The 19,537-nt window shown below is 44.6% G+C and carries 14 protein-coding genes; 11 read left to right on the top strand and 3 right to left on the bottom strand.

The genetic code is table 11. The annotated features are described in order from the left end of the window. The 4 genes from F6K51_RS22175 to F6K51_RS22160 form a co-directional block, all read left to right on the top strand. The coding region (locus tag F6K51_RS22175; RefSeq protein WP_293024282.1) for a CHAT domain-containing protein at positions 1 to 2,131 on the top strand (2,131 nt) is incomplete at its 5' end. Between the two features lie 227 nt (positions 2,132 to 2,358). Further along, positions 2,359 to 3,033, top strand: a complete 675-nt coding sequence (locus tag F6K51_RS22170) for a transglutaminase family protein (RefSeq protein WP_293024280.1) — start codon at positions 2,359 to 2,361, stop codon at positions 3,031 to 3,033. 820 nt (positions 3,034 to 3,853) lie between these two features. Further along, a complete protein-coding gene (locus F6K51_RS22165) occupies positions 3,854 to 5,155 on the top strand; it encodes an RNA-guided endonuclease TnpB family protein (RefSeq protein ID WP_293024278.1) in 1,302 nt (433 codons plus the stop codon). Positions 5,156 to 5,203: 48 nt separating this feature from the next. Then, complete coding sequence (locus tag F6K51_RS22160) at positions 5,204 to 5,779, top strand: Uma2 family endonuclease (protein ID WP_293024276.1); 576 nt, start codon at positions 5,204 to 5,206, stop codon at positions 5,777 to 5,779. Positions 5,780 to 6,022: 243 nt separating this feature from the next. Here the strand turns inward: F6K51_RS22160 and F6K51_RS22155 are convergent, their stop codons facing one another. Both F6K51_RS22155 and F6K51_RS22150 read right to left on the bottom strand, forming a co-directional pair. Next, entirely contained in the window at positions 6,023 to 6,418 is a 396-nt protein-coding gene (locus tag F6K51_RS22155; protein WP_293024275.1) for a GNAT family N-acetyltransferase, read from the bottom strand. 121 nt (positions 6,419 to 6,539) lie between these two features. Then, entirely contained in the window at positions 6,540 to 7,409 is an 870-nt protein-coding gene (locus tag F6K51_RS22150) for a class I SAM-dependent methyltransferase (protein ID WP_293024273.1), read from the bottom strand. Between the two features lie 118 nt (positions 7,410 to 7,527). Between F6K51_RS22150 and F6K51_RS22145 the strand changes: the two genes are divergently transcribed. The 4 genes from F6K51_RS22145 to F6K51_RS22130 all read left to right on the top strand — a co-directional run bounded on the left by F6K51_RS22145 (position 7,528) and on the right by F6K51_RS22130 (position 11,407). Then, positions 7,528 to 7,707 carry a hypothetical protein gene (locus F6K51_RS22145; RefSeq protein WP_293024271.1) on the top strand — a complete coding sequence of 60 codons (180 nt, stop codon included), beginning with the start codon at positions 7,528 to 7,530 and terminating at the stop codon, positions 7,705 to 7,707. Positions 7,708 to 7,749: 42 nt separating this feature from the next. Continuing rightward, on the top strand, positions 7,750 to 8,985 hold the full coding sequence (locus tag F6K51_RS22140) for an LL-diaminopimelate aminotransferase (RefSeq protein ID WP_293024268.1): 1,236 nt from the start codon (positions 7,750 to 7,752) through the stop codon (positions 8,983 to 8,985). Between the two features lie 223 nt (positions 8,986 to 9,208). Beyond that, positions 9,209 to 9,565, top strand: a complete 357-nt coding sequence (locus F6K51_RS22135; protein ID WP_293024265.1) for a Spx/MgsR family RNA polymerase-binding regulatory protein — start codon at positions 9,209 to 9,211, stop codon at positions 9,563 to 9,565. A gap of 300 nt (positions 9,566 to 9,865) precedes the next feature. After that, the gene (locus tag F6K51_RS22130; RefSeq protein ID WP_293024262.1) at positions 9,866 to 11,407 is read left to right on the top strand and encodes an NAD(P)/FAD-dependent oxidoreductase; all 1,542 of its coding nucleotides are present in this window, start codon (positions 9,866 to 9,868) and stop codon (positions 11,405 to 11,407) included. 322 nt (positions 11,408 to 11,729) lie between these two features. On the opposite strand, the gene F6K51_RS22125 is transcribed toward F6K51_RS22130, so the two are convergent. Then, a complete protein-coding gene (locus F6K51_RS22125) occupies positions 11,730 to 15,584 on the bottom strand; it encodes a CHAT domain-containing protein (RefSeq protein ID WP_293024259.1) in 3,855 nt (1,284 codons plus the stop codon). Positions 15,585 to 16,080: 496 nt separating this feature from the next. Between F6K51_RS22125 and mnmE the strand changes: the two genes are divergently transcribed. The 3 genes from mnmE to F6K51_RS22110 all read left to right on the top strand — a co-directional run bounded on the left by mnmE (position 16,081) and on the right by F6K51_RS22110 (position 19,207). Next, positions 16,081 to 17,460, top strand: a complete 1,380-nt coding sequence (gene mnmE, locus F6K51_RS22120) for a tRNA uridine-5-carboxymethylaminomethyl(34) synthesis GTPase MnmE (protein WP_293024256.1) — start codon at positions 16,081 to 16,083, stop codon at positions 17,458 to 17,460. Positions 17,461 to 17,497: 37 nt separating this feature from the next. Then, on the top strand, positions 17,498 to 17,635 hold the full coding sequence (locus tag F6K51_RS22115; protein WP_293024253.1) for a hypothetical protein: 138 nt from the start codon (positions 17,498 to 17,500) through the stop codon (positions 17,633 to 17,635). An 825-nt stretch (positions 17,636 to 18,460) separates the two neighbouring features. Continuing rightward, positions 18,461 to 19,207, top strand: coding sequence for a TauD/TfdA family dioxygenase (locus F6K51_RS22110; protein WP_075898020.1), 747 nt, complete (start codon positions 18,461 to 18,463; stop codon positions 19,205 to 19,207). The last annotated feature ends 330 nt before the right edge of the window (positions 19,208 to 19,537 follow it).

Genomic DNA, 19,537 nt, shown 5'->3' with positions numbered 1-19,537 from the left:
AGTGTACTTTAACCAGGGGCGGTACCAAGAAGCCGAACCCCTGTTGCAGCAAACCTTAGAGCTGACTAAACGGTTGCTAGGAGAGGAACACCCACAGGTAGCATTAAGCCTCAACAACCTGGCTTTACTGTACTTGAACCAGGGCAGGGACCAAGAAGCCGAACCCCTATTCCAGCAAGCCTTAGAGCTGAATAAACGGTTGCTAGGAGAGGAACACCCACAGGTAGCATTAAGCCTCAACAACCTGGCTTTCTTGTACTTGAACCAGGGGCGGTACCAAGAAGCCGAACCCCTGTTGCAGCAAACCTTAGAGCTGACTAAACGGTTGCTAGGAGAGGAACACCCACAGGTAGCATTAAGCCTCAACAACCTGGCTTTACTGTATCACACTCAAGGTAAGATCAGCCGTGCCCTTGAGCTGTTGGAGCAAGGATTGAAGGTAGAAGAACGGAACCTCCACTCCAATTTGGTTGCTGGTTCTGAGCCTCAAAAGCGAAAGTACCTTGATACTATCTCTGGTAGCACAAACACAGTCATTTCTCTGCACCTCAATACAGCTCCCAACAATCCCAGAGCAGCACGTCTGGCCTTGACTACCGTCCTCCGGCGAAAAGGTCGCGTTCTCGATTTCATCACCAACAGCCAGCAAATCCTGGGTCAACAGTTAGACCCTGAAAGCCAAAAGTTACTGGAAGACCTCAACGCTACCCGGACTCAACTAGCTAACTTGTTCTACAGCCAAAGCTTAGACCCTAAAAGCCCAAAGTTACTAGATGACCTCAATTCTAACCCCACTCAAGGAGCCAATCTGATCTACAAGCGACTACCAAATCTACCTCTTAAATACTATCAACAGAGGTTGAATTATCTCTCTGAACAAGCCAACCAATTAGAGGATAAAATTAGCCGTCGTAGCCCTGACTTTCGCACAGCTAACCAAGCTGTGACTCTCGAAGCCATTCAAACGCTGATTCCAGCTAATACAGCCCTAGTGGAACTGGTCAAGTATCAACGGGGTTCCCCTCGCTACGCTGCCTACGTGCTTCATTCCCAAGGAGACCCCCAAGGCATTGACCTAGGGGAGGTTAAGTTGATTGAAAAAGAGTTAGAGCTGTTTCGCCTCTCTATTCAAGACAAAGACACACCCACCGCTCAGTTGAAGCAAGCTGCACGGCAAGTGGATCAGAGGTTGATGGATCCTGTGCGCCAACTGTTAGGGTCTACTCGACAGATCTTACTGTCCCCAGAAGGAGAGCTCAATCTGATTCCCTTTGAAGCCCTGGTGGATCAGCAACAGCAGTATCTGGTAGAAAACTATCGCTTTACTTACCTTACCTCTGGCAGGGACTTACTCAGATTATCCCAGGAATCTGCTAGTCAAACAGCTCCAGTGATGTTGGGCAATCCTGACTTTGACCGTTCTGCTGGTGAATTAATTGCTAATCAGGATCATAGCAATCTCGCCAGTGCCGACCTTACCCGTTCCATTGACCTATCAACCTGGGACTTTTCACCATTACCAGGCACTGCCGATGAAGTAAAAGAAATTGCTGACATGCTAGGAGTAGACCCTCTACTGGGTGGTAAGGCCACAGAGTCAGCAGTCAAAGGAGTCAATAGTCCCAGGATACTGCATATTGCTACCCATGGTTTCTCTGAGAATGCTCCCAATCAAGAACTGCCCACACTCTATGACAATCCCATGCTGTTGTCCGGACTAGTGCTAGCAGGGTTTAAGCAGAAGCGAACTGGTGCAGAGAATGGGGTACTCACTGCTTTGGAAGCCGTAGGACTTAACTTGTCTGGCACGGAGTTGGTGGTCTTATCCGCTTGCGATACCGGTTCCGGACGGATTAGTTCAGGAGAGGGCATCTATGGCTTGCGTCGGGCGTTTGTAATTGCTGGTTCACAAACTCAGCTAATCAGTTTGCGCAAGGTACAGGATAAAGCCACTAAAGAGCTGATGCTGGCTTACTATCAGCGCTTGCTAGACGATAACATGGGGCGCACCGAGGCTCTGCGGCAGACGCAACTGGACATGTTGAAAGATGAGAGGTATCAGCATCCTTATTATTGGGCGAGTTTTATTGTTTCGGGGAATTGGAGACCGATGGGGGGTGTGGGGAGATAGGGAGATAGGGAGATAGGGAGATGGGGAGATGGGGAGATGGGGAGATAGGGAATAGGGAACAGGGAACAGGGAACAGGGAACAGCTTGTAGGGTGGGCAAAAACCGTTTGGTTCTTTTGAGTATTCTAGATTATATTAGTTTGCCCACCCTACTTTAATTGCTATTTTTTTCACTCCCGACTCCCGACTCCCGATTCCCGACTCCCGACTCCCGACTCCCGTTTTAATATGGAGAATACACAAGACTATCTACAAACCAGTGCAATCATCGATTGGCAACATCCTACAATTCTGGAACTGGCGAGGACAATTGCCCTAGAGCATCAAACATCGAATGCGATCGCCTTTGGCGCGGCTGAGGCCTTTGGCCACGCTGCGCGAACGCCGATCGCAAAAGCCTGTTTTGAGTGGGTTCGAGACCACATTTGCCATAGCGTTGACTATAAAATGAACCCTGTCACCTGTCGTGCCTCGGATGTACTTAAGCATAAAACCGGTTATTGTTACGCAAAAAGCCATTTGCTAGCTGCCCTATTACGAGCCAATGGAATTCCAGCAGGCTTTTGTTATCAGCGATTAAGCATTCATGACGATGGTGAGCCTTACAGTTTGCATGGTTTAAATGCCGTTTACTTAGCTGAATTCGGTTGGTATCGAATTGATCCCAGAGGAAACCGTGAGGGAATTGATGCTCAATTCAATCCCCCAAAGGAGCAATTAGCTTTCAGCATTCGACTTCCTGGAGAAGCTGATTTTCCTAACATTTTTTCTGAACCACTTCCTATAGTTATCGAAGCATTACAGGCTGGTAGTACTTGGGATGAAATGCTTGGTAGTCTTCCAGATGTTTTGTTGGAGGAATGGGAAGAATTAAGAATGAAGAATTTAGAATTTAGAATTTAGAATTTAGAATTTAGAATTTAGAATTTAGAATTTAGAATTTAGAATTTAGAATTTAGAATTTAGCTGCGTAGGGTGTGTTAGGGGCGGAAAGCTTCTGATTTTTAACCTCCTACCAGGGTTGGGATAGTCCGCCCCGTAACGCACCACCTGTAAAGCTAGGGAACAGGGAACAGGGAACAGGCAAGATGCGCGTTCCAGCAATAGGCTTCCCTTAAGCGTGGTAAATATGGTAAGTGTTGTAAGTGTGGTTAGGGTGGGTAGAGAAAAAAAATGAGCGATCACAGAATTATAAACTAAGCGATCGCTACATCCAAAACAAGCAATCTGTCCAGTATTTTACCATTCGGAAACCTTAACCTATCCACTATTAGCTATCAGCTAATGCACTAAGCGCACGCCTGAATGCTTACCCGAAACCTGGACAGGCTACGGGATGCTATTGAAGAGCCGGTACTGGAACGCCCTAAAAAACTTTAACAAAACTCGCGAAATTCCCCACCCTCTTCCAGGGTGTTGAAGTTACCGTAAGTAGAGGGTCGCCTTTAAGGTTGGTCGGCTATGGGAAAAAGGGTTAAAACTGTTTGATTAAGGCTCCACTCTACTAAGGTGCGCGTCTCTAGGATGGATAGCGAGACAGAAAATTTCTTTTATCCCTTGACACATTACTGTGAAATACATATAATAGTAAGCATGGTCGATTTTGAAGTTACCGTAAGAATAAAGAAGCCTTAATCACAAAGATTTAACCCTTTTATGCATAGCCGACTAACCATAAAGGCTTCTTTATTCTAAGGTTTCATCTCCAACAAGTTTGAGTGCAATGAAACATAAAGCCGTCAAAGTTAGAATTTATCCCACACAAGAGCAAATTCAAGTGTTAGCTCAGCATTTTGGATGCGCTCGTTGGTGGTGGAACTATGCTTTGAATCAGTGCATAGAAACCTACAAAGAAACTGGCAAGGGGCTAAAACAATCTGCACTCAACTCTATGTTGCCAAAGCTCAAAAAACAAAAAGAGACTGAATGGCTAAAAGATTGTTACTCTCAGGTTTTGCAATCCGTGAGTCTCAATCTTAGTCGTGCATATCAAAATTTCTTTGTTCGCGTCAGCGTGGCCTACGGCCAGGGTAGGGCTGAATATCCTAGGTTCAAATCATATCATCATCGTCAATCAATTCAGTATCCCCAGAACGTAAAACAAGTTGGCAACTACTTGAAGTTCCCTGGAAGATTAGGCATTATCAAAGCAATAATCCATCGACCACTAGATGGAGAAATTAAAACTGTAACCGTTAGCAAGACTCCATCTGGAAAATATTATGCTTCGGTGTTAATGGAATATGAGCCGGATGATTTGCAGCCTTCCAAAAAAGGAAATGTTATCGGAATTGATTTGGGTATTAAGGATTTTGCTATTACCTACGATGGCGAAAAGACTTCCAAGTTTGGGAATCCAAAGCACTTAGCCAAGTCCGAAAAGAAACTGACTAAAAAACAGCGTATCGCTGCCCGAAAGAAAAAAGGCAGCAATGGACGCAAAAAGGCCATAAAGATTGTAGCCAAGGTATACGAACGGATTAGAAATGTCCGCCAAGACTATCTGCATAAACTATCTAGAAAGATAGTTGACAACAACCAAGTGGTGGTAGTCGAGAACCTAAATGTCAAGGGCATGCTGTGCGCTACGCGCACGCTTCGCGAACGTAACCATAAATTAGCTAAAGCAATTTCTGATATGGGTTGGGGAACCTTTGTAAACTTCCTGTCTTATAAGTGCGAAAAAGAAGGAAAGGTATTAGTTGAAATAAACCGATGGTTTCCTAGTTCCAAAACCTGCTCTAATTGTCATTACCGAATCAAGGAGTTGCCACTGGATGTCAGGGCTTGGACTTGTCCAAGTTGTGGAACTCACCACGACAGAGATGGTAATGCGGCAAAGAATATTAGAGCAGAAGGGATCAGAATGCTATCCTCCTCTGGGACGGGGGAGGTCAACGCCAGTGGAGAAGAAGTAAGACCAAGACGTGGACGCCCGTCCAAGTTAAGGCATTCTTCCGTGAAGCTGGAAGCCCCGACTTGGCCTTTGGCCACGCTTCGCGAACAAAGAAGTAAGTCGGGGTAGTTCACGCTAGAAACTGTAGGATTAAAGTCAGTAACTGCGAATGGCACGATGGTTAAAACCACCTCCAAACTCACGTTTGACCAATACCTGGAATATGATGACGGCACAGATAACCGTTATGAGCTGGTTGATGGGGAGTTAGTACAATTGCCACCGGAGAGTGAATCAAATAGTTGGAGGGCGATGTGGCTAATGTATCAATTAGCCCAACACATTAACCCTCGTTTAATCAGGATACACGATTGCGAATTGCAAGTTCCAGGAAATCCTCAAAACCGCTATCCTGATTTGGTAGTGCTTACGGAAGCACATCTTCTCCAAACGGAAAAACGCCTAACTATCACCCTTGATATGGAACCCCCACAGTTTGTTGCGGAGGTAGTTAGCCCCTACAGAAACCAAAATGATGAAAACTACCAACGTGATTACAGTGATAAAGTAAAACAATACCAACAAAGGGCTATTCCTGAATATTGGATTATTGACTCCCAAGACCAATTAGTAACTGTCCTAGTCTTGAAAGACGGTAGTTATCAAAAACAAGAATTTAGTGGGAATCAGCAGATTGTTTCTCAGACTTTCGGTGATTTGAACTTGACCGCTTTACAGGTAATCAATGGGTAAGCTATCAGCTATCAGCTATCAGCTATCAGCTATCAGTTATTAGCTATCAGCCGTCAGCTATCAGCCGTCAGCTATCAGTTATCAGTTATAAGCTATCAGCTTATGCGCTACGCGCACGCTACGCGAACAGCCATTGGCTGTAGGCCAAGCTACACCGAACAGCTTTTGAATAAAATAAGCTGACCACTGACCACTGACCACTGACCACTGACCGCTGACCGCTGACCGCTGACCGCTGACCGCTTACATGACCTTTTGCATCCTAAACCGTTCAAACCCTACCCCACTGAGGAATACAGTCTCCGGTTCAATAATAGTAAATCCCTGTTTGAGAAAGAAATACTTAGAAATTCTGCTAGCTTCAGTATAGAGACAAGTAACCCCTTGCCTTAACGCTTCATCTTCTAATTGTTGGTAAATCGCTGTAGCATAACCCTGGCGAGAGTAGTCTTTTGCCGTAAACAGTAAATCAATGTGATTAGCGGGATGTAATTGACCAAAAGCCCCCACCTTATTGCCATCAACCGCAACAAGTGTTATTCCCATACTCAGCCGTTTGGTAAACTGGTCGGTATCCTTAGGATAGGATGACCAAATCTCTACTTGTTTACTATCATACGCTTCTGAAGCTATTTCCATGATAGCATTTTTGTAGACATCGACAACAGCGTTTGCATCTGATAATTTGTATTTACGGATTAACATTTTTTTATCGGATATCCCGATTCCCGATTCCCGACTACCGATTCCCGATTCCCTTTCAATTTAACTTATAGCGAGCAGTCCACTGTATTTTCCTGAAAAATGGAATATCTTTCAAAACTCTCAGCAAACCAAGTTTATTTTCTGGTTCGTCAAGATAAAACCAATCATCCAGGAATTCAATACCTGGATTCCAACCCTCCAAGTCTTTACTATCTCGAATTCCAAACTTGAACGTAGCATCGTTTCCCAAATGCAAATCCCGTTGTAATTTTCTGTTCATTATTCCTTGCAGGGGCTGCTTTAACCAAGCAGCCTTGAAAAATTCAGCAATAAGTTCACAGCCAGGAAAAGTTGATTGCAGTTTCAAGACTAATGATTTTACTTCCTCTTCTTGAAGGTACATAAGCACCCCTTCTGCCAGAAAGAGTAATGAATCAGGGTTCAACTGTGTTATTGCTTCCATCCATTCATAATTCAAGACCGAAGATGGAATAAAGCGATAGCGGTCAGTTTCTGGCAACAGTTTCTTTTTAACCGCTATCACCTCTGGGAAATCAAGGTCATAGAATATCACCTTACCGTTATCGATCCGGTGGAAACGAGGATCCAAGCCACAACCAATATTAACAACAATTCCGTGATGCGATCGCTCCAGGAAATTTCTGACATAATCATCATAGCGTTTGGCGCGCATAGCAATATGAACCACCAATTTTTTTTCTACCTTGCCCTTAGCCAAGCTTTGATAAAACTTGTTATCTGACTGGGATAATTCAGGGTTTAATTTATCAGTAATTTCAACAGCTAATGGATCATCTAAAATTGTGTCTTTTGACTGACTTTCTAGGGCATGGCAATACAAAGTCAGTAGGGATGTTGCTGCTACATCACTGATTTCAGTGTTGAGTAATTTCGGAATTTCCATATCAGCTATCAGTGGTGCGTTACGGGACGGAATTTCCCAAAACTGGCTACCGAGAAAATCAGGGCGAGCCCGTCCCTAACGCACCCTACGCAACTCGACCAGATCTCGAACGGGCAGGATGCCCATTCTACAGGTGCGATCCGTGGCGAATTTAATTCTTAATGGGTCAAGCGCACCTAAAAACTTTTCCAATCATTCCATTATTCAGCAACGCTGTTTTTTTTCCGATTCCCGATTCCCGATTCCCGATTCCCTATTCCCTACTCCCTACTCCCTACTCCCTATTCCCGACTTCTGAAAGAAGTGTAAGCTGTGTTGAGGGCGTATATACCAATCTACTATGGCAAGCATTAACGATAACTACCTCAAACTCAAAGCTGGCTACCTATTTCCCGAAATTGCGCGACGGGTCAATACTTTCGCAGAAGCCAATCCCGATGCTAAGCTAATCAAGCTGGGGATTGGTGATGTTACCGAACCACTACCAGCCGCCTGCCGCACCGCCATAATCAAAGCCGTTGAAGAAATGGGCGATCGCGCCACCTTCAAAGGTTATGGTCCAGAGCAAGGCTACCCTTGGTTAAGGGAAAAAATTGCTAGCCACGATTTCCAAAGTCGGGGGTGTGAGATTGACCCTGGGGAAATTTTCATCTCCGATGGCTCCAAGTGCGACACTGGCAACATTCTCGACATCTTTGGCAACGATAACAAGATTGCCGTTACTGACCCAGTTTATCCCGTGTATGTAGACACCAACGTCATGGCTGGTCATACCGGGGATGCTGATGATAGCGGTAAGTATGAGGGTTTAGTTTATCTACCGATTACCGCCGAGAACAACTTCACCGCTGAGATTCCCTCCCAGAAGGTTGATTTAATTTACCTGTGCTTCCCCAATAACCCTACCGGAGCAACCGCTAGCAAAGACTACCTCAAAACCTGGGTAGACTATGCCAAAGCTAATGGCTCGGTCATTTTCTTTGATGCAGCCTACGAAGCCTTTATCACTGACCCAGACCTACCCCACTCCATCTACGAGATTGAGGGAGCAAGGGATTGTGCCATTGAATTCCGCTCTTTTTCCAAGAATGCAGGCTTTACCGGCACCCGCTGTGCATTAACAGTAGTACCAAAGACCCTAACAGCCAAAGCATCCGATGGTTCAGATGTAGAACTGTGGCCACTTTGGAACCGCCGCCATTGTACTAAATTTAATGGGGTTTCCTATATTGTACAACGGGGCGCTGAAGCCGTTTATTCTGAAGAAGGCCAAGAGCAAGTTAAAGCACTAGTTAACTTCTATCTGGAAAATGCCAAAATTATTTGCGATCAACTAACAGCCGCTGGATTAACAGTATATGGTGGCGTAAATGCCCCTTACGTTTGGGTCAAAACACCTAATGGTCTATCCAGTTGGGACTTCTTTGATAAATTACTCAACACTGCCAATGTAGTCGGAACCCCTGGTTCTGGATTTGGTGCTGCCGGGGAAGGTTATTTCCGCATTTCCGCATTTAATAGTCGGGAAAATGTAGAAGAAGCGATGCAGCGAATTACCGATAAATTCAAAGTGTAGTTTTAGGGTAGGGTGTAGGGTTACCAGGTGTAGAATTTAGTAATAAATTAAATAAATTTAATCTGCTATATCCTACGCTCTACACCCTATTTAAAATTATAATTCGCCCCAGTTGTCGGTAAATTAAAATCGGCAAATTCCCTACTCCCTACTCCCTACTCCCTACTCCCTACTCCCTACTCCCTACTCCCTATTCCCTTTTTTTAAAATAAGGAGAAAAATTATGTCAATTAAAGTCTACGGTATCCCCAACTGCGGCACTTGCAAAAAAGCATTGAAATGGCTCGAAGATAACAGTATTGAATATGATTTCATCAACACAAAAGAGCATCCACCAACTGCAGAGATGATTAGCAGCTGGGTAGAAGCATTGGGCTCTAAACCAATGCGTAATACCTCTGGGAAATCCTATCGTGAAATAGGTGAAGAAAAAAAGACTTGGACCGATGAACAGTGGGTTGAAGCCTTTGCAAAAGATGCGATGCTCCTGAAGCGACCCCTATTTGTCAAGGATGGCACAGCGGTATTGGTAGGGTTTAGAGCCAATGAAGAAACGATACGAGAGAAATTGGTAATATAGAATTTTTATAGCAATTATCAATTGCTTGAGGTAATTGTGTTATGGGTTTTAGGGAGTAGGGAGCAGGGAGCAGGGAGCAGGGAAAAGCGGATGACCAGAACAGTACCAACGCCCTATTTGGAATGCTATTTCACTTTCGATTTAGCATAAAAAATAAATGATCAAACTATCAAAGCGATAAAAAGGGATAGCCTACCATAACAGATACTGAAGAACCGTAAATTTTCTTACCCCTACTCCCTACTCCCTACTCCCTACTCCCTACTATAAAATAAACCAAACTATCGAGCCCAAATTTCAATGAGTAAAGAAACAGATATAGTTGTAATTGGCAGTGGGATTGGTGGTTTATGCTGCGCCTCTCTTCTAGCTCGCTACGGTTTTAACGTTACAGTCTGCGAGAGCCACTCAATCCCTGGTGGTGCTGCTCACGCTTTTGAGCGCAATGGATTCAAATTTGACTCCGGTCCGTCTCTTTACTCAGGTTTGTCTTATAGCCCTTCTTCCAATCCTCTGCGACAACTGCTAGATGCCATCGGTGAGGATTTATCATGGGAAACCTACAATACATGGGGTTGCCGTTTGCCTGAAGGGGACTTTGACACCTCCGTTGGTGCGGATCAGTTTTGTGAAGTTCTAGCCAGGTTTCGTGGAAATGATGCTGTAACCGAATGGCGTGAGCTCCAGCGGGTGATGGAACCCCTAGCTAAGGCTGCGATCGCAATTCCCCTCACTGCCATCCGTTTTGATCTCGGCGCAGTAGTCACCCTCAGCCGATTTGCCCCCTCTTTCCTACGATATGCTGGGGATTCTATCAAGCTCAGAGGACCCTTTAGCCAGATTATGGACGGTGTTCTCAAAGACAACTTTAGCCGTAATTGGCTCGATTTGCTTTGTTTTCTATTATCTGGACTACCAGCGGATGGAACCATTGCGGCAGAGATGGCCTTTATGTTTGCGGAATGGTATCGACCAGGGGTAGTGCTAGACTATCCCATTGGTGGTAGTGGTGCCCTGGTTGATGCCCTGGTGCGAGGATTGGAAAAACATGGCGGTCAGTTGATAGTTAATGCTCATGTTGAAGAAGTGATAGTCGAGCACAACCGTGCCGTAGGTGTGCGTCTGCGGGGCAGCAAAGAAATCCGAGCCCGTAAAGCAGTAGTGTCTAATATCTCAGTATGGGATACCCTCAAACTACTGCCAGATTCAGCAATACCAAAATCCTATCGAGCCAAGAGAAACGCCACTCCTGAGTGTGACAGCTTCATGCATCTGCACTTAGGCATTGATGCTGAAGGACTAGAAAAAGACCTAGCCTGCCACTACATTATCGTTAATGACTGGGAAAAAGGTGTTACCGCTCCCCAGAATATAGTAGTGCTATCGATTCCATCCCTTCTAGACCCATCCCTAGCACCACCAGGAAAACACGTGATTCACGTTTATACTCCAGGTAACGAACCCTATGAACTCTGGCAGGGCATGAGTCGTAGCAGTGAAGCCTATGCGCAACAAAAGCAGGTGCGTGCAGAAATCATGTGGAAAGGATTGGAGCGGATCATTCCAGACATTCGTTCCCGTTGTGAAGTCACTCTAGTCGGTACACCGCTCACCCACGAACGCTTTCTGCGCCGCCACCGAGGTTCCTACGGTCCAGCAATTCGAGCAGGAGTTGGCATCTTTCCTGGTCCTGGCACACCCCTACCTGGACTAATGTGCTGTGGAGACTCAACCTTTCCCGGTATTGGTTTACCAGCAGTTGCCGCCAGCGGGATGATTACTGCCAATACCCTTGTACCGGTTTCAAAGCATTTGGAAATGCTGAAAACGATTGGGTTATAGCAAGGGAAGTATAGTTTAGGACATAGTATTTGAGTTTAAAGGGAACAGGGAGCAGGGAGCAGGGAGCAGGGGGAAGAGTGTGGGGAGAGGGGGTAGTGTGGGGAGAGGGAGGAGAGGGAAGAATTAGTTTGAGATTAATTTAGTATCTTTAAATACTTTTTTTCTCATTGTCTTGATGTATTTTATCATCTGAGTCAGCATCTCCCCATCTCCCCATCTCCCCATCTCCCCATCTCCCCATTTCCCCATCTCCCCATCTCCCCATCTCCCCACACCTACCTCCCTACTCCCTACTCCCTACTCCCTACTCCCTACTCCCTGTTCACGGATCACCAACTAGCAGGAAAGCAGCCCAAAAGTAGGGATGGCTAAAGCTTTGATTTCCAAATTCTGACAATTGTGAAGATAACGCAATTCTCTTACCAGAGATATATAAGTGATCATTCTCAATCCGGACATTGCCTCGAATCATTGCTAACTGTGCCTGTCGCAAGGCTTCAGTTTTACTGGGTGTCTTTTTCAACTGACGGTAAAACTCAGTAGTCAGCCCCATAGCCCCTTGGTCACTGACAGACCAAAGGGTTGCTAAAGTGGAGTCAACCCCTGCCTGAAACGCTGATCCAGCAAAACCTAGCTCTGCTTCCCGATTGCCTAAAGCAGTTTGGCAAGCGCTGAGTACCAACAACTCTACCGATGGCTCAGAAAATAGATTTTCCAGTTCATCGAGCCCCAGTTTTTTGTCCCACATTTGAATATAAGAATTTTCAGGAGCTCCCTGATTAAACTGAGCATGGGTAGCTAAGTGAATGATGCCAAATTTCCGTTTTTTTCGTTGAGCCTTTAAATTTTCCAGAGTGAAGCTTTCGTTGAGAAAATAGTTACCTTTCCACAGTTTGTTGATAATTGTTTGTAACTCGACTTTTACCCAAGGCAAATCCTCTTTATCAGAAAATTGGGAGGCTCCCATCGCCAGCAGTCGGAAGGATTGAACATTGGTAAACCGAGAATAGGTCAAACTAAGACTAGGCACCAGGCTGACACTATAATTTTCCACTAGATAGTTCTTTTGATCGTGCAGAGCAGCCAGGGGTAGGGAGCGCAAACCCTGATCCATGGCAAATATCAGGCTGTCGATCTTATTAGCTTTTAACTCAGACTCCAACGGTGCGATCAGCCATTGGTAAAGTTGCTGAGCTGGTTTGAGATGCTCCTTATCATCAAAGCTTCGGGGATTTATCAGTGTTCGATGAAAAGTCCTGATCTTAGCTAGGACCTCAGCACGATTTGCGTTATAGACTCGCCGCAGAACTGGATTACCCTCTGCTGTGATCAGCAACAGTTCTAGCTGGTCATCGGTTTTTTGTAAGCATTTTTCCGGTTCTGAAGATAGATCAGAGGCTTGGTAACCAAATCGTCGGTCAATTTCGGCTGCTGGGATTGCTGGAGTTTGGCATCGCGTTCCTGGTAATGTCAGGGAGTTTTTGACAAAACTGACATAAATAACCCCACTCTTGAGACCCGTCTCCCGCTCAAGCTCACGAATGCGATCGCGCACATCATTCTGAGTATAAATTTTGGTCTTGAGCTGTCGCAGAAAGTATGCCTGATATTCTTCTGTGAAGGCTTTTTCTATGCCATAGACTAGGTCACTTTTAACAGTCGCCTCCAGTGTAATTGGTTGCTCTACCAATGGTGGAACCTCTGGCGGTGTTATTGATGAGTTATCCGGTGTGGGGATTTTTGAGTCTACCTGTTGTGAAACTTTTAGATCATCCGGTAGTAAAACCGTTACATCATCTGGTGGTGTATCTGTACCGGTGTCACCATCGGTTGGTGTATCGATACCGGTGTCACCATCGGTTGGTGTATCGATACCGCTGCCACCATCGGTTGGTGTATCGATACCGCTGCCACCATCGGTTGGTATATCGATACCGCTGCCACCATCGGTTGGTATATCGATACCGCTGCCACCATCGGTTGGTATATCGATACCGCTGCCACCATCGGTTGGTGTATCGATACCGCTGCCACCATCGGTTGGTGTATCGATACCGCTGCCACCATCGGTTGGTGTATCGATACCGCTGCCACCATCGGTTGGTGTATCGATACCGCTGCCACCATCGGTTGGTGTATCTGTACCGGTGTCACCATCATCCGGTGGTGTACCGGTGCCACCATCCGTTGGGTCTCCCGGATTAAAAGTAATCTCTCCTGGTGTACCTCTGATAGCATCTAACCGTGAGTTAGATTCTATTTGTTCTCGTATTGCTTGTCTATCAGCTTCGCTAGTAATGTCAGGAGCGAAGACTATGATATCACCAGCATTTCCACCCCTCTGAGCTTGTGTGTTGATCTCAATATTATCAAAGTTAACATTGTTTGAATCTGGAACCTTAAAGGTTATATTACCAGAATCTCCACCGTTTGATGCCTCGGTAATAATTGTGAGAGTCTCACCATTTACCTGAATGCTTCCCTGTGCAGTTTCCAAGGTTACATCACCAGAATTACTACCCCCTGTTTCTGTCGTCCTAATCGTGGTAATAATCAAACCATCATTATTACGGAATATAATGTCGTCTTGAGCTGATAAGATTACAGGTCCAGCATCACCCTGATCAGAACTCGTATCGATATTACCAATAGTGATACTCCCTTCCGATGAATTCTGTTCGAGATTAGAAAATTCTGTGCCCTCTACCGTGACTGATTGATTAGGATCAAAATTAACTGGATTACTCAATTGATCCTCACTCAAACCTGCTCGCAAAATCAGAGAGCGGCTTTGGGTCAAATTATCAAAATCTGGATCGGAAGTGGGAATCGAGCCAGTGGTATCTGGCTGTGTGATCTTTATATTTCCCCCCTGAATACTTCCGGTAGATTCTACTTTCAGAGAAGCTCCTGTATAATCCCCAAAGATGACATCGCCTCTAGAGATAATAATCGGGTCATATAAGCTCAGAAAATTACCTGGTTTACTAGATAAATTCAGAATCGAGAAACTACCATCACTGGCAAAGTGAGCATCTCCGGAAATAATCCCATCACTAACTAAACTGAGATTACCGCCACTCTGAAAAGGTGTCTTGGGATGATTCAGTGCCAGAATATCAATACCTAAATCCCCCTGAATGTAGAGGTCTCCTCCCGCTATAGCATTGAAGGGATTCTCAACAGTATCCCTTACCACCACTTCATTCTGAGCCAGTAGGTTTAAGTCTCCCGTAGTAGACAGCTGGCTTTCTACTAGAGTCAGGTTATTTTTGGCCGATAGGGTTGCAGTCTGTGCCGTTACTTGCTTTGCCGCTACATCTCCAGAGGCCAAAGTGATGCCTGAATCCTGCAACGTTACAGTACCATCACCATTATCCTTGAATTCTGTGGCATGACCTACATCAGCGCCAGTTAAAAGTTCAGGAAATTGCACAGGCGTCAAGGATTGTTGGTCAGTTAGTAGGGGCTGAATTTCCAAATTGAGCAAGTGCCCCTCTTGGCTAATTTTCACTAAACTTTCCCCTGGTACAGCAGCTACCGTAATTTTTCCATCTTGTGCTACCAGTTCTCCAGTACTGATCACAGTGCCACCGAGTAAGGTTAGGTTATTTCCTGGTGTCACCTCTAGCTGGCCCTGATTGATAATGGCTCCTGGTGTACCTAATGTCTCGAACCTAAAGACACTAGGTGTTCCAATTAAAGAAAAGTAGTCGTTGTTACCAAAGGCACTAAACCAATTATTATCACCAAAGCCAATACCTGTAGCGGTGGTAGCGGTGAATGCTCCTGGGATGTTCAGCTGGGCATCGGCACCAAAAATTATCCCCGCTGGGTTCATTAAAAACAGGTTGGGGTTGCCCCCTGTGACTTGGATGAGACCGTTAATCACTGAAGCGTTGCCACCTGTAACCCGATTGAGAATGTTTTTTATACCGGGTTGAGACAAAAAATTAACAATTTGGTCTTGGTCTAAACCAAACTCCTGAAAGCTGTGAAATAGATTAGAGCCATCACCTGATCGAGTACCTCCGTCAATATCAAAGCGATTACCATCTTGGATAACTTCCGTGTCAGTGGTGTGATCGGCTTGAATCGGCTGTGCTATTGTCGGTATAACCCAAAGAGGTCCTGCCAACACATAGAGAACGCTCAGGGATTGACTAATTCTACTCACAGCTAATTTCATCTGGCTTATTCGTAAAATCTTTCTGATACGGTTATCTTAATCGGTTTTAATTTTAAATTTAAATTGCTGAATACTTAACAAGGTTCATCGAATCTTTTTTTATATAGTTAAATTTATTATTATCTTGATAAATGGAATTTCATGATCGTTAATAACTTCACATAAAAATGCTCATCTTTATAAAAAAAATAAATAAAAATAACTCCTATAGCTAGTGGTAATACAACCATCCTAGTTTAACCGTAAACAAAATAATGTAAAATCTGGATTAATTATTATAAAATTACCAAAAATTATCGTTTTAAAAACTCATATATTTCAGTCTAGTAAGGTACGCAATGTTTTTGCCTGTTGCTTCTTGCTTCTTGCCTGTTGCTTATTGTCTCTTCTATGTTCCCTGTTCCCTCCTCTATAATTACCCATGACCCATTACCTATGACCACTAAAAGAGATATGATCATAAGTTAACCGAATTTGATCTCAGATGTTCCAGAGTGAAACCATTGCTGCGATCGCAACAGCAGTTGTCCCCCAACAAGGCAGTATCGGTATTGTGCGACTGTCAGGAAGAGATGCGATCGCAATTGCCCGTACTTTATTCCAGGCACCGGGGCGTCAGGCTTGGGAGAGTCACCGGATTCTCTACGGCTATGTGCGTCATCCCAAAACCCAACAGCTAGTGGATGAGGCATTGCTGCTGATTATGCAAGCTCCCCGTTCCTACACTCGTGAAGATGTGGTAGAGTTCCATTGCCACGGTGGGATCATGCCCGTCCAAAAAGTGTTGCAATTGTGCCTCGAACAAGGAGCGAGATTAGCACAGCCAGGAGAATTTACCCTACGGGCATTTTTAAATGGGCGCTTGGATTTGACTCAGGCAGAAAGTGTTGCGGACTTAGTGGGGTCTCGCTCCCCAGCAGCCGTTCAAGCCGCCCTAGCTGGGTTGCAGGGCAAGCTCGCCACACCCATTCGGGAAGCCAGAGCTACTTGCCTGGATATTTTGGCAGAAATTGAGGCTCGAATTGATTTTGAGGAGGATTTACCGCCCCTTGATCAAGGCGCAATTGTAGCTCAACTTAACAATATCTTAACAGAAGTATCCCGACTATTAGCCACAGCGGATCAGGGTGAACTATTGCGCACGGGTTTAAAAGTGGTGATCCTTGGGCGACCCAATGTCGGAAAATCGAGTTTATTGAATGCCTGGAGTCGATGCGATCGCGCTATTGTCACTGACCTTCCTGGTACCACTCGGGATGTGGTGGAATCTCAGTTAGTGGTAGGGGGAATCCCGGTACAGGTACTCGATACAGCAGGAATTCGCGAAACCGCTGACCAAGTGGAGAAGATTGGAGTAGAGCGATCGCGTAGTGCAGCCATGGCGGCTGACTTGGTATTACTGGTGATTGAAGCAACCACTGGCTGGAGTGCAGGAGACCAGGAAATTTACCAACAGGTGCAAGAACGTCCGGTAATTCTAGTGATTAACAAAACTGACCTAGCCAGTGAATCTACTGAATCTACCCTATGCTATCCTAATACTATAGAGCAGGTAGTGAAGACAGCTGCTGCCTACAATCAAGGGATTGATGCTCTGGAGAAAGCAATTCTTGAGGCAGTAAATCGTGGTAACCTGCAAGCCGCTGATTTAGATTTAGCCATTAACCAACGACAAGCTGCTGCGTTGACTAGGGCGAAAATGTCTCTTGAGCAAGTGCAAGAAACTATTGCGAAAGAGTTACCCTTAGATTTTTGGACCATAGATTTGCGTGGAGCAATTCAAGCCTTGGGAGAAATTACAGGAGAGGAAGTAACCGAATCAGTGCTTGACCGCATTTTCAGCCGTTTCTGTATTGGGAAGTAATATTAAGTTAGGTTGAATACCCATAATTATAGGAAGTGTGGGGAGATGGGAACCCACCCCTAACCCCGACCAGGAGGGGAATATGGGGAGATGGGAACCCACCCCTAACCCCGACCAGGAGGGGAATATGGGGAGATGGGGGAGGTTTTTATTAAGGGTAATTATCCTGACATGATATAAGATCCGTTTGTTTGATTACTTATCTTATTTCTGGGCTAGGAAAGGATACAGGTGAATAATGGGTAATCAGCAAAAGGCAATTATCCATTATTCACTATTTTTTACCTCTTCCCTCTTACCAGCTCGGAAGCTCCCAGCTCGGAAGCTCCCTAAAAACCTCACCCAAATAAGAATTGCTCTACAACTTAGAGACTGTTTATAAAGTAAATCTTAAGAAATATCGAGTACTGAATATGCGTGGTTTAAGGCGGACAGCTCTCGCTACAGGTGAGCTTTTCAAGTACTCGCCGCCTATCTCACCCTACACAATAATTTAAGCTTTATTTAACTTTAACCAACTTTAACCTTTATTTAACAAAAAGTATCTTAGAGACTGAATTTACAAACTTTTGTTAAATGCTAAAAGCTTAACTGTGACTATAGCCCCCCTTAATAATCTGTTACACACTTAACTGGCTAGCTGGCGTAGATAGTAGATTGGGACAGGGTTTTAAGGTTTTTTTATAATTTTAAAATAGGCAATTTAAGCGATGCAGCAAGGGAACAGGCGGTTTCCCTAATGAGCGACGGCATCAATAAAATGCACAGCAGCTTAAGAGGGAAACTTGGAACAGATGAAAGTCCCCCGTGACATAAATGGCAAAACCTCTGGTTGAGAAACACCCTTATATATCACGAATCCATTGTAATTACTTATTAAGTATTTTTTTGAAAATTTTATTATGTGTATTTTTTTTTAAAAATGTAAACAAGTAACCAGTATTGAATTTATTTCGCCTATAGTGAATTTTTGTCAGCCTTATAAAAAAAAGGAGTTTGGATGTTAACTTATCAGGCAAGTAACTTGCCCAAATTTGATAAATCAATTACTGATTATCAGAACTTTCTGGAGCAAAACCACTTTATTTATGTGGAAACTGAAGATCCCAATTTTGACTGGATCGAATTTTCAAAATTGGTCACAGGTGGTGAGTTAATCCTGCAATATGGGAAACCAATATTCTATGTCAGATATGAACCAGAATTGATCAAATTTTCCGATGCCAGAGGTGAAAGGCGTTTGCTTCCTCATACGGAAGCCAGCGATTATCAAACCCCACCGAACTATCTAGTGCTTTGGTGCAAAAAGCCTTCTGATTGTGGTGGTGGGATGACCACGTTGGCTTATGTGGAAGGATTCCTGAAGACTCTTACGGAAGAAGAAAAGAAAAAACTCATGGAGACTCGACACCATTTTGGTGCCACGAGGGGAGTCCACGCCAACCGCACCAAGGGAGCAATTCATCCGATCCTGTCATTTGAGGGTAAGAAGCCTGTTTTCCGCTTTTCTTGTAACTATATTAAATACGGTGACTACAGCCCCGATCCAGAAAACCTAAAGCCCTTTACTCCCGAGCCGTTTTTGGGAGAAATTGCCGACCGATTTCTAGCGTATTACGAGGAAAATCACATGGCTATTCGGATGAAGCAATACTCATTGTTGCTTTGGGACAACAAATGTATAGCACATGCAAGAACCACCTATAGCGATCCCACTCGAGAACTACAACGCATCTTCTTACGGTAACTGTCAACTTAAGAGTTAAGTGTTAGCTGACTCATGTAGCTGACTCATGTAGCTGGCTAATGACATCCTGGTGATTCCTACACGCTTGATTTGGTGAGTTGTTGAAAGGATAAATGGGTGAGGGGGTAAGTAGGAATCGCCACAAGTTAAAAGGTATAGCGCTACGGGCAAGGCCAGAGGAATCCCCCCTAACCCCCCTTAAGAAGGCAGGGCTGTTTCAAACTTTAGTAAGTTAACGATTATTGGAGATAGGGGGATAGGGGGATAGGGGGATAGGGAAATAAACTAAAATTTACCGAAAAATGCCCAAATTTAGTCATTAAAATCTTA

It is taken from the genome of Moorena sp. SIO3I8 (assembly GCF_010692325.1).
In the GTDB taxonomy this organism is placed as follows: Bacteria; Cyanobacteriota; Cyanobacteriia; order Cyanobacteriales; family Coleofasciculaceae; genus Moorena.
Note: the sequence above shows the minus strand (reverse complement) of the source record. Positions and strands in the feature narration are given on the sequence as shown.